This window comes from Oceanihabitans sp. 2_MG-2023, from assembly GCF_030547245.1.
Lineage (GTDB): Bacteria > Bacteroidota > Bacteroidia > Flavobacteriales > Flavobacteriaceae > Oceanihabitans.
The window spans coordinates 231752-249269 of sequence record NZ_JAUOQT010000002.1 but is presented as its reverse complement, the minus strand read 5'-3'; the positions used below and the strand labels follow the sequence as shown (position 1 = coordinate 249269).

The following is a 17518-nucleotide window of genomic DNA, read 5'->3' as shown; positions in this document are numbered from 1 at the left end:
ACTTTAGTCCAATTCTTTATCATAAAAATAAGTAGCATCTTTAATAAGTATACTTAAAATGTCTTCTTCTTTTTTAACACGATTAGCATCCCAATCTAAATATTGTATACAGTCTTTAATAATTAGCGTTTCAAATTTTAAAACACTAGAAATATTAAAGTATAGTCTTCCTGTTCTTCGCACAAAAAAATCGGAAAGACTATTAATCATTTCAAAATGAATACCATACCATAACTCTGCTCTAATTAATCGCGCTTCGGCATTTTTGTTTTTAAAAAATGGCATTTTGCCTACTATTTCATCTGCTTGTTTTCCATAATTGGAAGTTAAGTACCAAGCAAAATAATCATTTTCTATTCCAGCTTTTTGTAGCCTTAAATATAGTTTTTTGCGATATTTTTTTACTTCTTTATTAGAAGTCATCGGGTTCGATGTCAACGTAATTTTTTCAGTTTGCGACTCTTTAAGTTTGACAACTTGTTTATACGTCATTGTATTTAAAACAGCATCAATAGCACGATGTGCCATTTTTCTATAACCTGTTAATTTTCCACCAGCAATAGAAATTAAACCACTTTTAGAAATAAATATTTCATCTTTTCGCGATAATTCGGAAGGGTCTTTTTTTTCCTCATGAATTAATGGTCGTAATCCAGCCCAATTGGATTCGATGTCTTTTTCAACTAAATGAATTTCAGTAAATGCATCATTTACAGCATCCAGTAAATAATGAACATCTGCTTTTGTGGTAACTACACGTTCTAAATTTCCAAAATAATCGGTGTCTGTCGTACCAACATAGGTTGCTCGACCTCTAGGAATTGCAAAAATCATGCGTCCATCTGCTACATCAAAATAAACCGATTGTTGTAATGGAAATTTTTCAATAGGAAAAACAAGATGTACACCTTTAGTTAAGTGTAAATGCTTTTTATTTTTGGAAGCATCTTTCTCTCGTAATTTATCAACCCAAGGTCCAGTTGCAGAAACGAAATTTCGAGATTTTATGTTTAATATTTCTTCGGAATTGTGATCGATACATGAGATAGTTTTAAGTTTTCCTTCTGTATTATATATGAAATCTCTCATCTCGCAATAATTTAGAATCGTTGCTCCAAATTCGGAAGCCTTTTTAAGTAGTTCAATGGTTAATCGCGCATCATCTGTTCTGTATTCCGAATAATAACCGCTTCCAAGAATTGTTGTTTTATCTAATAAAGGTTCTTTTTTTAGAGTCTCGGCTTTGTCAAGCATTTTTCTTCTATCATCTCCTTCTACATCTGCTAAAAAATCGTAGACTCTTAAACCAATTGAGGTCATCATTTTTCCATAGGTACCATCTTCTATAAGCGGTAAAAGCATTTTTTCTGGTATCACTAAATGTGGTGCTAATTTATGCACTATAGCACGTTCTCTTCCAGATTCTCTTACCAAACCAATTTCTAATTGCTTTAAATAGCGTAATCCACCATGAATTAGTTTTGTAGATTTATTGCTAGTTCCAGAAGCAAAATCATTCTTTTCAATCAAACAAGTTTTCATGCCACGAGAAGCAGCATCTAAAGCAATTCCTGCTCCTGTAACTCCACCACCTATAATCACGATATCGAATTTTTGAGAAGTAAGTGTTTCTATTTGTTCTGCTCTATCTCGTATAGAAAATGATTTATTTTTCATATTTAATTAAACTTCTATTATCGACTTGGTTTTTTTAATGGCTTTTAACCAACCTGTATATTTTTGATTTCTTGTTTTTTCTTCCATTTTAGGAGAAAAAAGTTGGTCTACTTCTCGAATAGATGTGATGTCGTTTGTAGTCCAAACTCCAGCTTTTAGTCCTGCTAGCATTGCTGCTCCTAAAGCGGTAACTTCAAGCATTTTTGGTCTTTCAACAACAACATTTAAAAGATTAGATTGAAACTGCATCAAATAATTATTTGCGCTTGCTCCACCATCAACTTTTAAAGTAGTTAATGTTTTGCCACAATCTTCTTCCATAGCCTGAATTACATCTTTTGTTTGATAGGCTAAGGCTTCAATAGTTGCTTTAATAATTTCATTTTTTCCTATATCTAGCGTGATTCCATAAATAGCACCTTTTGCATTGGCATCCCAATATGGAGCACCTAATCCTGCAAAAGCAGGAACCATATATAAATCTTTTAAAGGCGGAATACTATTACAAATTGCTTCGGTTTCTTGTGCCTGATTAATTAATAACATTTTATCTCGTAACCATTGTATAGAAGCTCCACCAATAAAGATACTTCCTTCTAGTGCGTAATTTGTTGGTTCGTTTGGTAGAGTACATGCTAATGTGGAGATTAGACCGTTTTTGGAAGCCACATAATCTTTTCCATTATTTAGTAAAATAAAACAACCAGTTCCATAGGTGTTTTTTGCAATTCCTGCTTCAAATCCTCCTTGACCAAATAAAGCCGCTTGTTGGTCTCCAGCAACCCCGCAAATAGGAATGTTAATTCCGTTAAAAACTACAGAACCAAAGTTTGAAGAGGATGTTTTTACTTTTGGTAACATAGATTTTGGTATGTTTAAAGCAGTAAGTAAAGTGTTGTCCCATTTTAAATCTTTAATATTATAAAGCATGGTACGTGATGCATTGGTATGATCTGTAACGTGTTGCTTTCCTTTAGTGAATTTATATATCAACCAACTATCGATTGTTCCAAATAAAAGTTTCCCAGTTTCTGCTTTTTCTCGAGCGCCTTCCACATTATCTAAAACCCATTTTAATTTAGTTCCAGAAAAATAGGAGTCAATTACTAATCCTGTCTGTTCGCGAACATAAGTTCCTAGACCATCTTTTTTTAAAGTATTGCATATGTCTTTGGTTCTATTATCTAACCAAACTATAGCATTGTAGATAGGTTGTCCTGTTTCTTTATCCCAAACTACAGTAGTTTCTCTTTGATTGGTAATACCAATAGCTGCAATATCTTTTGGGTTTATTCCAGTTTCTTTTATAACATTTTCAAAAGTTTCTTTTTGATCTTTGTATATTTCCATAGGGTTATGTTCTACCCAACCAGATTCTGGATAATGTTGTGTTAGTTCTTTTTGAGAGATACCTTTAATGGTACCATTTATATCAAAAATAATGGTTCTGGTACTTGTCGTACCTTGATCAAAGGCAATAACGTATTTTTTATGCATGAACTACTTTTCAAAAATTAAAACATAAAGTACTAAAAAATATTCTATAATGTTATGCATGCATAAGAAATTATTTTTTGGAAAATATATTTACATAAAAAACCAATTTAGTTTATCAAAAAAAAGTATTGTACTTTGTAATCGATTAAAATTTTAAGATTATGGCTAAGAAAGTAGATCAAACCGCGTCTTTTATGGTTCGGTTTAACCAGATTATTTTTGAAGAAGATGGTGAATCTAAAGTGCAATGGCGCGGCAAAGTATCGCATGTGCAAGGTGGAGAAGACGAAAGCTTTACTAATTTTAATGATGCAGTTGCTTTTATTCAAGAAAGATTAGGAGATTTAACTTTGGAAGCTACTAAAGATGAATCCCCAGAAGTGCAAGATTCCCTATTAAAAAAGAGTTTTTCTCTATGGAAAACGATGGCAAAAGAAGGGCCAAAAGTTATTATGGAAACAATTAAAGATCCAAGAAAACAAGTAGCAAATATTCAAGATCAAATAAGTTATTTTGGGGAAGACTTAAAAGATAAAGTGCATATAGATCAATGGAGAAATGCATCACGTTCCGACTTTAATACAATTAAGGAATCCATTAGCTCTTTAGCAGAAGAAATTAAAAAACTAAATGCAAAAGTGGATGCTATTAGTAAGCCTTCCAAAACGACTAAAACTACACGAACAACTAAAAAGAAGTAAGCTTTTTTAATGAATTCACTTCGCAATAGATTAAAAGAATTAAAACAATTTCAAGAAGATGCAGTTATTCGCATTCAAACCTTGGGGCAGTTTAATCTATGGCTTCAAAACGAAAAAGTAGATTCTAAAAAATGGGGACGTGATAAAACCGTACAATTATTACAATATTTAATTTCTAATAGACAACGACATGCGCTTCATAAAGAAAAAATCATGGATCATCTTTGGGAAGATGGAGACGATCGCGATTTTAAAGTAGCATTACATGGCGTTAATAAAGTATTAGAACCCGAAAGAGCTTCTAGAATCGAACCTGTTTTTGTTATTAGACAAGGCGTTAGCTATCAATTAGATTTAGAAAAAGTTTGGATAGATGTAGAAGCACTAGAACAATATATAATAATAGGTAATGAAGCTTTTGGCGAAGATCAAGCTATTGCAAAACAAGCGTATAAAGCAGCAATTGCATTATATCAAGGGGTTTATTTACCTAATCGTGTTTTTGAAGATTGGTCGTCTGAAGAACGCGAGAAAATACAAATCCTAATTTTAGGAGCTTACGTTATACTTGCCGAAATTCTATTAAACGAAAACCCTTTAGAAAGTATTCGTTTAGCACAATGTGCTATTGCAATAGATAATACTTGGGAAGATGCATACAGACTTCAAATGCAGGCTTATATTAAAAAAGGAAACAGACCACAAGCCATTAAAGCTTATCAAAAATGTGCCGATGTATTGGATCAGGAATATGGTATTGATCCATTACCTGCGACAAAGAATCTTCTCAAAGAGATTGAAAGTATTTAAAAGTTTTTAGTAAGAATCACATTTTTCAACTTCAACTTCAATTTCAACTATATTTTAACTGCAACTCATTTGTAACTATCGATTTGTACGTTTGCACCATACATATTAAATAACATATTATGGCTACGAAAATTAAAGCAACAATTATTAATACGACTGCGAATAAAGTTTTAGGATTAACAACTAAGGCAAACGATTTTGCTTTAAATACAACAGAGAAAGTATTCACTAAATCTATAGACTTAACGGAGAAAGGAGTAGGGCTTTCTGCTAAATTAGTAAAGAAAGGTTTAAAATTTTCTGCTAAAAATCAAGATGTAATATTTAATACTTTAGAGACTGTAAAAGGAAAAGCGGTACAATTTTTGGCAAAGTCTAAATAATTTCAAAACAAATAATGGAACACATATACAAGTGTAACTCATTTGTAACTTGCTGATTGTATGTTTGTACCAGAATTAAAAAGAACAATACAATAACAATATATTATGGCAACTAAAACAAAAAAAGTAGCAAAAAAAGCAACAAGTAAAGCTAGTAACGATACTAATGTTGTAACAAAAATTAATAAAGAATTAGTTAAGGCTTCTATAGCTACAATTAATACAGTGGTAGATAATAGTGAAAAATGGCAAAAATTAGCTTCTAAGTTAATTAAGAAGTCAGAAAAAGTAAGAGAACAACAAATCCATATGATTTTTGATACTGCTGAAGCTGTTAAAGGTCAGTTCGTTTCAGGAACAGATAAAATGAAAGATTTAGTTGGTATTGATGCCGATTTAGTTGAAAAAGCCAAAGACATGGCAATCAATAATCCTGTAAGTAGAAAAGTTGTAGGGATAGTTGAAGATATCACAGAGAAGGTTTCTGAAAACCCAATGGTTCAAAAAGCAGAAAAAGTTTCTGAAGACATCAAAAACATGGGAATGGCTAAGTTTAATGAACTTAAAGGTGATGTATTAGAGCAAGCTTCAAAAATAATTGACAAAGGAGAAGCTATAATAGAAGATGCTAAAGAGGCACCTAAAGCAAAAGTTGCTAAAAAAGTAACTAAAAAAGCAGTTGCAACAAAAAAAACAGTGCTAAAAAAAGCAACAGCAACTGCAACCAAAGCAACAAAAGTAGTAGCTAAAGCAGCACCAAAGAAAACGGTAGCTAAAAAAACAACTGCAACCAAAAAAGCGGTTACTAAAGCAGTAACAAAAGCTGCTCCTAAAGCAAAAGCAACAGTAGCTAAAAAAACAACAGCTGTTAAAAAAGCAACAGTAAAAAAAGTAGCTGAGGTTAAAAAAGAAGGAGCAACTAAAGTAGCCGAAGCTAAAACAGAAGCTAAAAAATAATTAGATTTAACGTATAATATAATTCAATATGAGTACTACAAAATCACTTTTAGATACACCAAAGAAAATGATATTTAAAACAATAAAAAAAACAAAAAAAGTTGCAGCATCTGCTAACAATTACGCTCTTAATACAACAGAAGAAGTTGTTAGTGAAACTATAATTGTTGCAGAACAATGGCAAACGGTTGCAAATAAAGCAATAAAAGATAGCTTGAAATTAGCTGCTACAAATCAAGATTTAGTTTTTACCGCTTTAACTGGTGTTAAAAAACATGTAAAACTTAGCAAAAAAAGATTTACTAAGCTTATCGCATAGTTTTAAAGTTTTTGTTAATAATTAAGTTGGTTAGTTGAAAAAGGTTGTCTGTAAAGACAGCCTTTTTTGTTTTATAGATGCTCGTTTTAGACAAAACGTTTCGTACTTTTAAGGGCAAATAAAAAGAGAATGGCTAAGAAAAATAAAATTGCAGCATCCGAAATATTAACCATGTATATGGACTATGTGGTGGAACATCGAAATAAGCCAGATTCAATTGCAGATTTTACGCAATTACATGGCTTTTCAGAAGAATTATTCCTCACACATTTCACTTCGTTTAAAGATTTGGAAAAGGATATTTATCTGTTGCTTTTCGATAATTCTTTAGCCATTTTAAAACAAACACCAGAGTATGTTTCGTTTACTAAAAAAGACAAACTACTTAGTCTATATTATACTTTTTTTGAAAATCTTTCGCTTAACCAAGAGTTTCTAAAAATAAATTTAAAAGGTTTTGAAAATCAGCTGAAAGCACTTTCCAGGTTTTCTAGATTTAAACGTAGTTTTTTAAAATTTGTAGAAGAATTAGATTTAGAAACCCTTCACTTAAATGTCGATACTATTGAAAATATTCAAAAGAAAACCATAAAAGAATCTTCTTGGATTCAATTATTATTCACCATGAAATTTTGGTTAGACGATACTTCTGAAGCTTTTGAAAAAACAGATATTTTTATCGAAAAATCAATAAATACAAGTTTCGAGTTGTTAAATACCAAGTCTTTAAATAATATAATAGACCTAGCAAAGTTTTTATATAAAGAGAAAGTGAAATAACAGGATTAAATATTGGTATACCTGCAAAGTTTCAAAAACGAAGGAAATATAAAACGGAGAAAATTTAATAAAAAGATATTCGCTTTCGCGAGCATAAAATGAAAACAATTAAAAACATACCAATTTCTAAAATCCAACGTGCATCTAAATTAGTACAAACTGGAGCAAAAGTTGGTGTGAATTATTTAAAATATTTTGGTGATAAAATGGTGAATTCGGAGGAAGAAGCCAAAGAACGACTAGACGAATCTAATGCAACAGATATTTACGATAGTTTAAAAGACCTTAAAGGTTCTGCACTAAAATTAGCGCAAATGTTAAGTATGGAGAAAAACATTTTGCCGCAAGCATATGTCGAAAAGTTTTCCTTATCCCAATTTTCGGTACCACCATTATCTGCTCCATTAGTTTTAAAAACTTTTAAAAAGTCTTTCGGTCAATTTCCAAATGAGATTTTTGATGCATTTAATTCAGAAGCTATAAATGCAGCAAGTATAGGGCAAGTACATAAAGCCGAAAAAGACGGAAAAGCACTAGCAGTAAAAATACAATATCCAGGAGTTGCAGATAGTATTTTATCCGATTTAGCAATGGTTAAGCCAATTGCTATGAAAATGTTTAATATAAAAGGAGAGCATTCCGAAGTTTATTTTAAAGAAGTAGAAGGTAAACTTTTAGAAGAAACAAACTATTTGTTAGAAATAGAACAAAGCAAAGAAGTCGTCACAGCATGTGCGCATATTCCCAATTTAGAGTTCCCAAGATATTACGAAGCGTTTTCCTCGCAACAAATAATAACAATGGATTGGATGGAAGGGATGCATCTTTCCGAATTTACTAAAATAAATACCAATCCAGGGTTAGCAAATCAAATTGGGCAAGCCTTATGGGACTTTTATTTGTACCAAATGCATGTGCTTAAAAAAGTACATGCAGATCCGCATCCTGGAAATTTTTTAATTTCTGAAAAAGGAAAGCTAATTGCAATAGACTTTGGCTGTATGAAAATTATTCCAGAGGACTTTTATTTTCCTTATTTCGAATTATTCAATAAAGAAATTCTGGAGGATCCTAAATTATTTCATAATCAGTTATTGGTATTAGAAATTTTAAGAAAAGAAGATACTAAAGAGGAAATAGTTTTTTTTACTAATATGTTTCACGATGTTTTAAGTTTTTTTACTCAGCCATTTAGAGAAGAAAATTTTGATTTTTCTAATGCTGTTTTTTTTGAAAAAATAGCAGCTATAGGAGAACAATATTTTAAAAGCACAAGATCTAATAAAATGAATGCTAATAGAGGTTCTAAACATTTTATTTATTTAAATAGAACGTTTTTTGGTTTGTTTAATTTAATGTTCGACTTAAAAGCAAATAATATTAAAATAAATAATTATAAAAGCCTGTAAACTTTCCGTTATTCATACTATATCTTCTTAAGTATTCTATTTGTTATGCGTGCATAGTATTTTTTTAAAAATAACGTATATTGCAAAAAATGTGTTATAATTCGAGGTTTGTTTTATTAAAATCATTAAATTTTCAAAAAATAATTAACGAATTGATAATTTCTTTTTAGAATAGCATAAAATACAAGGAACTAATAATGGCAAAAAAAATTGATTTGAAAGACATTGTGCAAGATGCATTCGATGCTTCAATACAACAGATTTCAGGTTCTGATGCTGCATTTTTATATGCAGAATCTCCAACAAGTCCAATGCATATTGCAACATTAAATATTGTAGAAGGTTCTTTAAAGTTTGAAGATTTTAAGGAAATTGTTGCTTCTAAATTACATTTAATTCCAAAATTTAGACAACGTTTACTTAATGTTCCTATGAATTTGGATTATCCATATTGGGTAGACGATCCAAATTTTGATTTAGACTTGCATTTAAACCGAATTAAATTACCTGATCCTTCCAATTGGAAAACATTAAGAGATTTAACTTCTACATTGTTTTCTGCTCCTTTAGATTTACGTAGACCATTATGGTCTGTACATTTTATTGAAGGAATTGACGAAATTGCACAGGTGCCAAAAGGCTCAGTTGCTATTGTAACCAAAGTACATCATGTAATGATTGATGGTAACTCTGGAGTTGGTATTATGGGCGTTTTATACGATAGCGACGAAAACGGAAAACAAAAAAAGCGTGCTAAACCAAAAGCATTTAGTCCAGAACCATTGCCCGATGAGCTTAGTTTATTATTAAAAAGTGGTTATGGTTTTTTAAAAAACCCGTTTAGAATACCAAAAACAGTTGCAGAAACAGCTTATAGTTTTATTAAAAATAAAGCAGCAAAAAAATTAAGTATTCAAAAGGAGTTTAGCGCAACAAAATACCCAGTTCCAATAACTATTTTTAATGGTAATATTTCTGCAAAAAGAACTTGGGGAACTGCAATTTTATCTTTCGATCGTATCAATGCACTTCGAAAAACGATGGGAGGAAGTATTAACGATGTTATTCTTGCAATTTGTGCAGGTGCTATACGTCGCTATTTAGTGGAAAAAGAAAAACTCCCTTTGCATCCACTAGTTGCTAATGTGCCAATTTCTATTCGTACAGAAAATAGCAACCAATTAAATAATCAAATTGCTAATATGATGATTCAATTGGCAACACATATTGAAGATCCTTTAGAGCGATTAGAATATATTCAAGAGCAAACCATGTTAGGTAAATCTAGACACAATACCATGGGAGCAAAAACCTTAGCTAAAATGGCCGATGTGGTTCCTTTTGGTTTGGCAAATTTAGCAGCTGGTTTATATAGTAAATACAATATTAAAGATTTACACAGACCACCTTTTAATGTAACCATAACCAATGTTCCAGGACCAAGAGGTTTATTGTATTTAAATGGACACAAAGTGGTTTCTATTTTTGGATTAACTCCAGTTGTTGATGGTTTCGGATTAATTATTGCAGCATTCAGTTACAATGGTCAAGTAAGTATTACAACAACATCAGATGCTAAGACAATGCCAGATGCCGATTTATTTTCTAGATATATTAGAGAATCTGCTAACGAGTTGGAGTTGCAAATTAAAAACCTAGAGAAAGGAAAAAAGGTTACAAAAACAAAAAAACAAGTAAGAAGCAAAAGCACACCTTTTTTTACTGCTTTAAAAAAGTATTTTAAAGAAAATCCTAAAGCAACTAAAACTTATAAAGGGGTGTACCAAATTCAATTAGATTTAGGAGATAGAACAGACGGCTGGGAAATAGATTTAACCAAAGCAACAGCAGTAATAAAGAAAAAGAAAAATTTAGATCCAAAAGTTTTAATTGAAATTGAAGATCAAAACTTATTGGCTTTATATAAAGGGAAATTACTTTTAGAAGAGTTAAAAATACAAGGAAGAATTAAAATAACAGGAACGGCAGCAAGTAAAGGGAAATTCATGAAGTTACTTTCTGCATTTTTACAAAGATAATTAATGCATTACAATACACATATATTAAAATCTACAGATGGTGAATCCATTTGTTATTATAAATGGGAAGCAAACCCAAATGTGCCTTTTAAAGGTTTAATCCAAATTGCCCATGGACTAGGAGAACATGCTGGAAGATATGATGATATGGCGCACCTTTTACAAGAGGAAGGTTATTCGGTTTATGCTAACGATCATAGAGCACACGGAAAAACAGCAGAAATGAAACGCTTATTTGGGTTTTATGATGGCAAAGAATATTTTGACGATTGTGTAGAAGATATGCACGCTTTGTATCACCTAATGAAAGCTGAAAACCCGAATACTAAATTCATATTATTTGGACATAGCATGGGATCGCTTTTTAGTAGAAAGTATGTAACTAAATATGCAAAAGAAATGGATGCCTTAATTTTATCTGGAACTGCAAGTTTTATAAAAGGATTAGGAAATATTGGACTGGTAACAGCAACAACAGTTACCGCTTTTCGCGGAAGAGCAAGAGGAAACGAATTCTTGAAATCTTTCTTTTTTGGCGAATTTAACAAGAAATTTAAACCGAATAGAACCAAGTTCGATTGGATTAGTAGTGATGAAGCACAAGTAGACATCTATGCAAAAGATCCATACAGAATAGAAGATTTTTCACTAGGGGTTTTTCTAGATATTATCAAAAATTCTAAAAAGCTAAATACACCAGATGCATTTAAAGCAACACCTAAAAATTTGCCAATTCTAATGTTTTCTGGCGATAAAGATCCAGTTGGAGAAATGGGGAAAGGGGTAAAACGTGTTGCTAAACAATATGAAAAAAGAGGTGTAAACGATTTTACCTTCAATTTATACGAAGGAGGACGACATGAAATGTTAAACGAAACCAATGCCAGAGCTGTAAAAGAAGAAATTATTGGTTGGTTAAATGCTCGTATGCAAGATTAAAATACAAATGGAAGAAACCCAAATTACATATAAAATATTTACTCGTTTGGCTGTAGCGCTAGGAACTCTTAATGGTTTAACTATTAGAGAAGCTAAAAAACTAGTGGGTTTACAGTTTAAACAACACCCTTGTCAAAAGGAAATTAAAGTGCTTATTAAGAATGTTAAAAAAGACGAGCACGAAATAATAGAACATTTATTAGACGAAATGATTTTGGTTTGTGATGAATTGGGCCCAAATCGGGATTACATTACACTAATCAAAATATTAGAAAATATAGGAAATTCTATTTCCAAAGGTCACGATCAAAATGAATACAAATACACCAATTCTATTCTAGATAGATTCAAAAAAGAAATAACGATTATAAATAAAAAGATCCCAATTCCTCCGTTGTTTAATATGATGATGGAAAGCAGATCGTTAATCGAATGGTCATCCATTTATTGCTTATATCCATTTATTCCAAAACGTATAAAAGGAAAAGGAAAACCAGTACTATTAATTCCACCGTATTTAGGCGACGATTTTTCAACATCATTTGTTAGAAAATATTTAAAATCTCTAGGTTTTGCAACCTATAAGTGGGACTTAGGATTTAACATGGTAAAGGCACATTATATTCCTAGATTAGAAGAAAAACTTGCAGATATCTACCAACAACACCAAGAAAAAGTTAGTATTGTAGGTTGGAGTGGTGGCGGTATTTTTGCAAAAATAATGGCAAATAGACATCCAAGTCAAGTAGAACAAATTTTAACAATTGGCTCACCAATTTGGGGAGTTATGGATATGAAAACACCAGTATATGGTTTGTTAGAATTTTTTAGAGGAAAATCTTTAAAAGAAAGAAATGAAAGATTTCTGGCTGAGTTAGAACCTATACCAACCGTTCCAGTAACTTGTATTTATACAAAAACCGATGGATTAGTTCCATGGAAACATTGTATGGAAGCAGAAACTTTTAGAAAAAATATTAAAAATATTGAGGTCTACGGAAGCCATTCCGGAATGGGAGCAAATGCAAGTGTTTTATTAACAACAGCAAATGCATTAAGCGCCAATTTAAATGGAAAAGAAATACAAGAAGTTTCAGCAAATATTGAGCGATTTTTATATCCCCATTTTTGGAACAAAGCAAGAAAAGCATTACAAACCAAGAAGGCAATTCTCCCAGTCATAAAATAATAATACATGGATCAAATTATTGCACATCATAAATTTCAGGAAGCTTTAAAACAAATTGCGATTCAACAAGATTTAGATCTTGAAGAGGTGAAAAAACAAGGTGCAAATTGTATTAAAGAATTGTATGCACAACAGCAGCCGATTGCTAAATTATTGGCTGTTAAAAGCTTCGATTATATACTTTCTAGAGCGTATAATGATAAAATTGATGTCGATCCAAAAGGAATCAAAAAACTCATGAAACTCATGCAGCGTAATTCGGTTGCATTCATCATGACACATAAAACTTATCTTGATACTTTGGTGCTAATTTCTACATTAGCTCGATATGGTATGCCAATTCCATATTCATTTGGTGGAAGTAATTTAGCATTTCCAGGAATGAAACAGTTAGGAAATAACGCAGGGCTTATTTTTATTCGAAGAAGCTTTAAAGACGATGCTATTTACAAAGCTGCATTGCGTCATTATATTTCAACAATAATTGACAAAGGAGATCATTTAACTTGGAATATTGAAGGAACCCGTTCCAGAACCGGTAAGATTATTTATCCCAAAATGGGAATTTTAAAATACATTAAAGAAGGCGAATTGCAAAGCGCAAGAAATATAAAATACGTTCCAGTTTCTATTGTTTACGACCTAATTCCAGATGTCAAACAAATGACCGAGGAAGGAAAAGGACAAGAAAAAAAATCGGAAAATGTAAAAGAAGCAGTAAACTATATTAAAAAACTTGGAAACGATTATGGTCGTGCAGCCATTCGGTTTGGGGATCCAGTAGAATTGAATGAAGATTTACAAGCTATCATTCCAGATATGGAAGCAGATAGTTATGCAGATAAAAATACACTCCCACGTTTTGCTTTCGAGCTTATTCATAAAGCGAATGCTATTACTCCTGTAACTACCGTTTCGTTAGTTTGTCATGTTTTGTTAAACGATTTTGCTTTAACCAAAAAAGAAATCGAATTCAAGGTCAATAGATTAATGACATATATTGGTCGGAAACAAGAAGATGTACTTATAGATCGTGGAAATAAAATAGGTGTAACCATTCAAACCGCTTTAAATTTATTGCATGGTGCAAGAATAATTCAAAAAAGTAGAGCTGGACAAAAAGCACAATATAGTTTAGTTGCTACAGAATATTTGCCAGCAACCTATTACGCAAATATGGCTTCTGGTCATTTGTATCATCAAGCTTTTATTGAAATGGCTTTGGTAAAAATAAAAGGCGATACATCTAATAACCGAATTACCCATTTCTGGGAAGAAATAATGAAACTTCGAAATTTGTTTAAGTTCGAGTTTTTTTACACGAACAAGCCTCAATTTAGTAGTGAGATAGAAGCCGAGTTAATGCGATTCGATAAAAATTGGAGAGCCATTTTAGCAGATCCAAATGGAAATATATCCGCATTATTAAAAAAACAAGATTTATTCGTTTCTAGAGCTATTTTATTATCTTATTTAGAAGCAGATAAGGTAGTTTGTTATACACTTAACAGTTGGGATACAGACGATGAGTTTAATGAAGAAGATTTTATTGAGCTTGCAATGTTTAAAGGAAAAGAATTGCATTGGCAATCTAAAATAACACGTTTAGATAGTGTTTCAAAACCATTTTTAATTAATGCACTTCGTTTTGCTAAAAATGCAAATCTTGTTCCTGTCGAAAGAGTAATAGATTATGAAGGTTTAGATGGTTGGAAAACGCAAATAGAAGATTTATCAGAAAGGTTATTCTACTTAAAACATATCGAGAATGTACAAGATGAAAAAACGATAAACGAGGAGCCAATCCAACAAAATGTAGTTCCAGATTCTGGTAATGACGAAGTAAATCTAGAGGAAACAATAGAAGAAGGACCACATATAACAGCGTTTTTTGATATGGATAGAACGCTAATTAACGATTTTTCGGCAAAAAAATTCATGACTACACGTCTGTTTAGTGGCAAAACAACAGCAAAAGAATATCTAACACAGTTTGCTACTGCAGCAGTATTTGCATTAGGAAATAGAGATTTTGAAGTGCTTACCAAAATTGCAGCACTTGGAGTAAAAGGTATCGCAGAATCTGCATTTACAGAATTAGGAGAGCAAGTTTTTACCGATTATTTAGAGGAAACAATTTATTCTGAATCTCGAGATTTAATAGCAAAACATATAGAAAAAGGACATAAAGTGGTTATTATTTCAGCAGCTACCACTTACCAAATTAAACCAATAGCTAAGGCATTAGGAATTAAAGATATTTATGCTACCGAAATGGAGTTACGTAACGGTAAGTTTACTGGTCGTGTTTCCGAAATGTGCTGGGGAGAAGGTAAAGCTAGAGCCGCACGAAAATTTGCAAAAAAGAATAAAGTAGATCTAGCAAAAAGTTATTTCTATACTGATAGTTTTGACGATTATCCTTTGTTAAAAATCGTTGGAAAACCAGTAGCAACAAATCCAGATCAAAGATTATCCCAAGTAGCATTCGAAAATAATTGGCCAATTCTAAGATTCGAAGAACCAGTTGGTAAACCTTTAGTTAATGGCTTTAGAACAGGGTTAGCAGCAGCAAGTATTTACCCTTCAGCCGTAAAAGGAATTGTAAAAGGAGCAATGACGATGTCTAGACAACAAGCTGCTAATACCACTTTTTCAAGTATTGGAGATTTAGGATCTAAAATGGCTGGATTAGAAATAGCAGTAAAAGGAAAGCATCATTTAGAAGAAATTCGTCCAGCAGTTTTTTGTTTTAACCATCAAAGTGCAGCAGATTTCTTTATTGTTATGAAACTAATTCGTCATGATTTTACAGGGATTGCTAAAAAAGAATTAGAAAGAACTCCTTTTGGCCCTATTTTTAAAGCTTTAGGAGCAATTTATGTAGACAGAGCAAATAAAGAAAAAGCTATTGAAGCGATGCAGCCTGCCGTAGAAGCATTAAAGAGCGGTATTTCTGTGGCTATTGCGCCAGAAGGAACACGAAGCGGAAGCAAAACTTTAGGAGTCTTCAAAAAAGGTGCATTTCATCTTGCCATGCAAGCAGGAGTGCCAATTATTCCTATTGTAATTAAAAATGCATATATGGCAATGCCTAAAGGAACAAGCATGTTTAAACCAACACATATAGAAGTAGTTGTCTTAGAACCAGTTGATACATCTCTTTGGAAAAGAAAAAACATCAATAAACATATAGAAGAAGTTCGAGATTTATATATTAATGAATTAGAAAATTAATTTTAAGTTATGAAATTAAACGTAGGAGTTTTAGGAGGAGGATCTTGGGGGACCACAGTTGCATCATTAACAGCAAAAAATAGCGAAACTATTTTATGGGCAAGAAATGAAAAAACAGTTCAGGAAATAAATGAAGAACACAAAAATTCTAAATATTTGCCAGGAGCACTATTACATAAAAACTTAAAAGCTTCAGCTTCCATTGAAGAAACAGTTAAAAATGCAGATGTGATTGTTATGGGGATTCCTTCGCAACATTTTAGAGAAGTGTTACATACTGCGAAACCTTTTATAAGACCTTGGGTTCCTATTGTAAGCTTGTCTAAAGGTTTAGAATTAGACACCAAAATGCGAATGACGCAAATTATAGAGCAAGAGCTTCCTGGTCATCCTGCAGGGGTTTTAACAGGTCCAAATTTAGCAAAAGAAATTCATTCTGGTCAAGCAGCTGCAGCGGTAATAGCCATGGTAGATAAAACCATTGCTAAGCAATTACAGCAAGTTTTTAGCACAGGATTGTTTAGAGTATATACGAATAACGATGTTATTGGCTGTGAACTAGGTGGTGCTTTAAAAAACATTATGGCAATTGCTACAGGAATGGGAGATGGAGCAAATGCTGGCGATAATACTAGAGCAGCCTTAATAACCAGAGGGCTATCGGAATTAACCAGATTAGGTACAGCTATGGGAGGAAGGCGAAGAACTTTTTCTGGACTTGCAGGAATGGGAGATTTAGTAGCTACTTGTTCTAGTTCTAAAAGTAGAAACCATCATGTTGGTTTTCAAATAGGTCAAGGTAAAAGTCTAAAACAAATTATCGAAGAAATGAATGAGGTTGCCGAAGGTGTAAAAACAGCTAAAGTGGTCATGGAACTTGCTAACGATTATAAGGTAGATATGCCTATTTCGAGAGAAGTATATAAAGTTCTTTATGAAGGCAACACCGTAAATGATGCCTTTAAAGGCTTACTTAAAATAGAAAGTGGTTCAGAGAAGGAACCAGGATAATATTCTGTTTAATAATAAATAGTTTACTCTTTTACTTTGTAGTATTCTGTGATTTCTCCATTGGTTTCTAAAACTAAATGAGTAGCGTCTAGTTGTATTAAAGCGGAAGTCCAATTACCATATCTATAAATGTATTCTAGCACAAACTGACTTTCTTCTTTTTTTAAATAAATGTGGGAGTGTGATTTTTCAACAGGTTTATATTTTCCAATAGTTCCTGTTGATTTTACATTTTCAACATTTCCTCTGCCATTTTCAAACCAATAATGATAAATGCTTTTAGAGTCCTCATTTTTAATTTTCCAATAACCAGTAAGGGCATTTTCAATTTCAATTTGAGAGGTACAGCATGTTAAACTTTGTGCAAAGTTGATAAACGGAATTAGTAATAAAAAAAAGATGAAATATTTTTTACAAAAAGACATCAAAAAATAAAATTAATAGCTGTTAAATTACTAATATAATAATTTTTGTTTAAATGAAATGGGTTTTAGTTGCTAGACGCTAAATGTTTCTGTATTTTTGGTCTCCAATTTTTACGATTTTAATAATTTTATTTTCGCTTTTGCG

Annotated in this window: 15 protein-coding genes; 12 read left to right on the top strand and 3 right to left on the bottom strand. The window is 31.9% G+C overall.

The genetic code is table 11. The features are described 5' to 3' along the window. Positions 1–3 precede the first annotated feature (3 nt). Together Q4512_RS05055 and glpK are read right to left on the bottom strand one after the other, a co-directional pair. Entirely contained in the window at positions 4–1677 is a 1674-nt protein-coding gene (locus tag Q4512_RS05055; RefSeq protein WP_303422323.1) for a glycerol-3-phosphate dehydrogenase/oxidase, read from the bottom strand. Positions 1678–1683: 6 nt separating this feature from the next. Next, entirely contained in the window at positions 1684–3174 is a 1491-nt protein-coding gene (gene glpK / locus Q4512_RS05050) for a glycerol kinase GlpK (RefSeq protein WP_303422321.1), read from the bottom strand. A gap of 161 nt (positions 3175–3335) precedes the next feature. Here glpK and Q4512_RS05045 point away from each other — a divergent pair, with 161 nt between their 5' ends. The 12 genes from Q4512_RS05045 (at position 3336) to Q4512_RS04990 (ending at position 16948) form a co-directional block, all read left to right on the top strand. Further along, entirely contained in the window at positions 3336–3875 is a 540-nt protein-coding gene (locus tag Q4512_RS05045; RefSeq protein ID WP_303422318.1) for a hypothetical protein, read from the top strand. Between the two features lie 9 nt (positions 3876–3884). Next, a complete protein-coding gene (locus Q4512_RS05040; RefSeq protein WP_303422315.1) occupies positions 3885–4685 on the top strand; it encodes a bacterial transcriptional activator domain-containing protein in 801 nt (266 codons plus the stop codon). 119 nt (positions 4686–4804) lie between these two features. Beyond that, complete coding sequence (locus tag Q4512_RS05035) at positions 4805–5068, top strand: hypothetical protein (protein WP_303422313.1); 264 nt, start codon at positions 4805–4807, stop codon at positions 5066–5068. Between the two features lie 105 nt (positions 5069–5173). Further along, the gene (locus tag Q4512_RS05030; protein WP_303422310.1) at positions 5174–6025 is read left to right on the top strand and encodes a hypothetical protein; all 852 of its coding nucleotides are present in this window, start codon (positions 5174–5176) and stop codon (positions 6023–6025) included. Positions 6026–6053: 28 nt separating this feature from the next. Then, positions 6054–6344 carry a hypothetical protein gene (locus Q4512_RS05025; protein WP_303422306.1) on the top strand — a complete coding sequence of 97 codons (291 nt, stop codon included), beginning with the start codon at positions 6054–6056 and terminating at the stop codon, positions 6342–6344. 129 nt (positions 6345–6473) lie between these two features. Beyond that, complete coding sequence (locus Q4512_RS05020) at positions 6474–7124, top strand: TetR family transcriptional regulator C-terminal domain-containing protein (RefSeq protein ID WP_303422303.1); 651 nt, start codon at positions 6474–6476, stop codon at positions 7122–7124. Between the two features lie 98 nt (positions 7125–7222). Further along, on the top strand, positions 7223–8533 hold the full coding sequence (locus tag Q4512_RS05015; protein ID WP_303422300.1) for an AarF/ABC1/UbiB kinase family protein: 1311 nt from the start codon (positions 7223–7225) through the stop codon (positions 8531–8533). Between the two features lie 197 nt (positions 8534–8730). Next, on the top strand, positions 8731–10572 hold the full coding sequence (locus Q4512_RS05010) for a wax ester/triacylglycerol synthase family O-acyltransferase (protein ID WP_303422297.1): 1842 nt from the start codon (positions 8731–8733) through the stop codon (positions 10570–10572). Between the two features lie 3 nt (positions 10573–10575). Further along, entirely contained in the window at positions 10576–11511 is a 936-nt protein-coding gene (locus Q4512_RS05005) for an alpha/beta hydrolase (protein ID WP_303422295.1), read from the top strand. Between the two features lie 7 nt (positions 11512–11518). Continuing rightward, entirely contained in the window at positions 11519–12700 is a 1182-nt protein-coding gene (locus tag Q4512_RS05000) for an alpha/beta fold hydrolase (protein WP_303422292.1), read from the top strand. A gap of 6 nt (positions 12701–12706) precedes the next feature. Then, on the top strand, positions 12707–15937 hold the full coding sequence (locus tag Q4512_RS04995; protein ID WP_303422289.1) for an HAD-IB family hydrolase: 3231 nt from the start codon (positions 12707–12709) through the stop codon (positions 15935–15937). A 9-nt stretch (positions 15938–15946) separates the two neighbouring features. Next, positions 15947–16948, top strand: a complete 1002-nt coding sequence (locus Q4512_RS04990) for an NAD(P)H-dependent glycerol-3-phosphate dehydrogenase (protein ID WP_303422287.1) — start codon at positions 15947–15949, stop codon at positions 16946–16948. Positions 16949–16971: 23 nt separating this feature from the next. Here the strand turns inward: Q4512_RS04990 and Q4512_RS04985 are convergent, their stop codons facing one another. Continuing rightward, the gene (locus Q4512_RS04985; protein WP_303422285.1) at positions 16972–17373 is read right to left on the bottom strand and encodes a hypothetical protein; all 402 of its coding nucleotides are present in this window, start codon (positions 17371–17373) and stop codon (positions 16972–16974) included. Positions 17374–17518 lie beyond the last annotated feature (145 nt).

Coding starts and splice junctions, on each gene's coding strand:
- Q4512_RS05015 (WP_303422300.1), top strand. CDS start 7,223: ATGAAAACAATTAAAAACATACCAATTTCTAAAATCCAACGTGCATCT.
- Q4512_RS04995 (WP_303422289.1), top strand. CDS start 12,707: ATGGATCAAATTATTGCACATCATAAATTTCAGGAAGCTTTAAAACAA.
- glpK (WP_303422321.1), bottom strand. CDS start 3,174: ATGCATAAAAAATACGTTATTGCCTTTGATCAAGGTACGACAAGTACC.
- Q4512_RS05045 (WP_303422318.1), top strand. CDS start 3,336: ATGGCTAAGAAAGTAGATCAAACCGCGTCTTTTATGGTTCGGTTTAAC.
- Q4512_RS05010 (WP_303422297.1), top strand. CDS start 8,731: ATGGCAAAAAAAATTGATTTGAAAGACATTGTGCAAGATGCATTCGAT.
- Q4512_RS05005 (WP_303422295.1), top strand. CDS start 10,576: ATGCATTACAATACACATATATTAAAATCTACAGATGGTGAATCCATT.
- Q4512_RS05055 (WP_303422323.1), bottom strand. CDS start 1,677: ATGAAAAATAAATCATTTTCTATACGAGATAGAGCAGAACAAATAGAA.
- Q4512_RS05035 (WP_303422313.1), top strand. CDS start 4,805: ATGGCTACGAAAATTAAAGCAACAATTATTAATACGACTGCGAATAAA.
- Q4512_RS04985 (WP_303422285.1), bottom strand. CDS start 17,373: ATGTCTTTTTGTAAAAAATATTTCATCTTTTTTTTATTACTAATTCCG.
- Q4512_RS04990 (WP_303422287.1), top strand. CDS start 15,947: ATGAAATTAAACGTAGGAGTTTTAGGAGGAGGATCTTGGGGGACCACA.
- Q4512_RS05020 (WP_303422303.1), top strand. CDS start 6,474: ATGGCTAAGAAAAATAAAATTGCAGCATCCGAAATATTAACCATGTAT.
- Q4512_RS05025 (WP_303422306.1), top strand. CDS start 6,054: ATGAGTACTACAAAATCACTTTTAGATACACCAAAGAAAATGATATTT.
- Q4512_RS05000 (WP_303422292.1), top strand. CDS start 11,519: ATGGAAGAAACCCAAATTACATATAAAATATTTACTCGTTTGGCTGTA.
- Q4512_RS05030 (WP_303422310.1), top strand. CDS start 5,174: ATGGCAACTAAAACAAAAAAAGTAGCAAAAAAAGCAACAAGTAAAGCT.
- Q4512_RS05040 (WP_303422315.1), top strand. CDS start 3,885: ATGAATTCACTTCGCAATAGATTAAAAGAATTAAAACAATTTCAAGAA.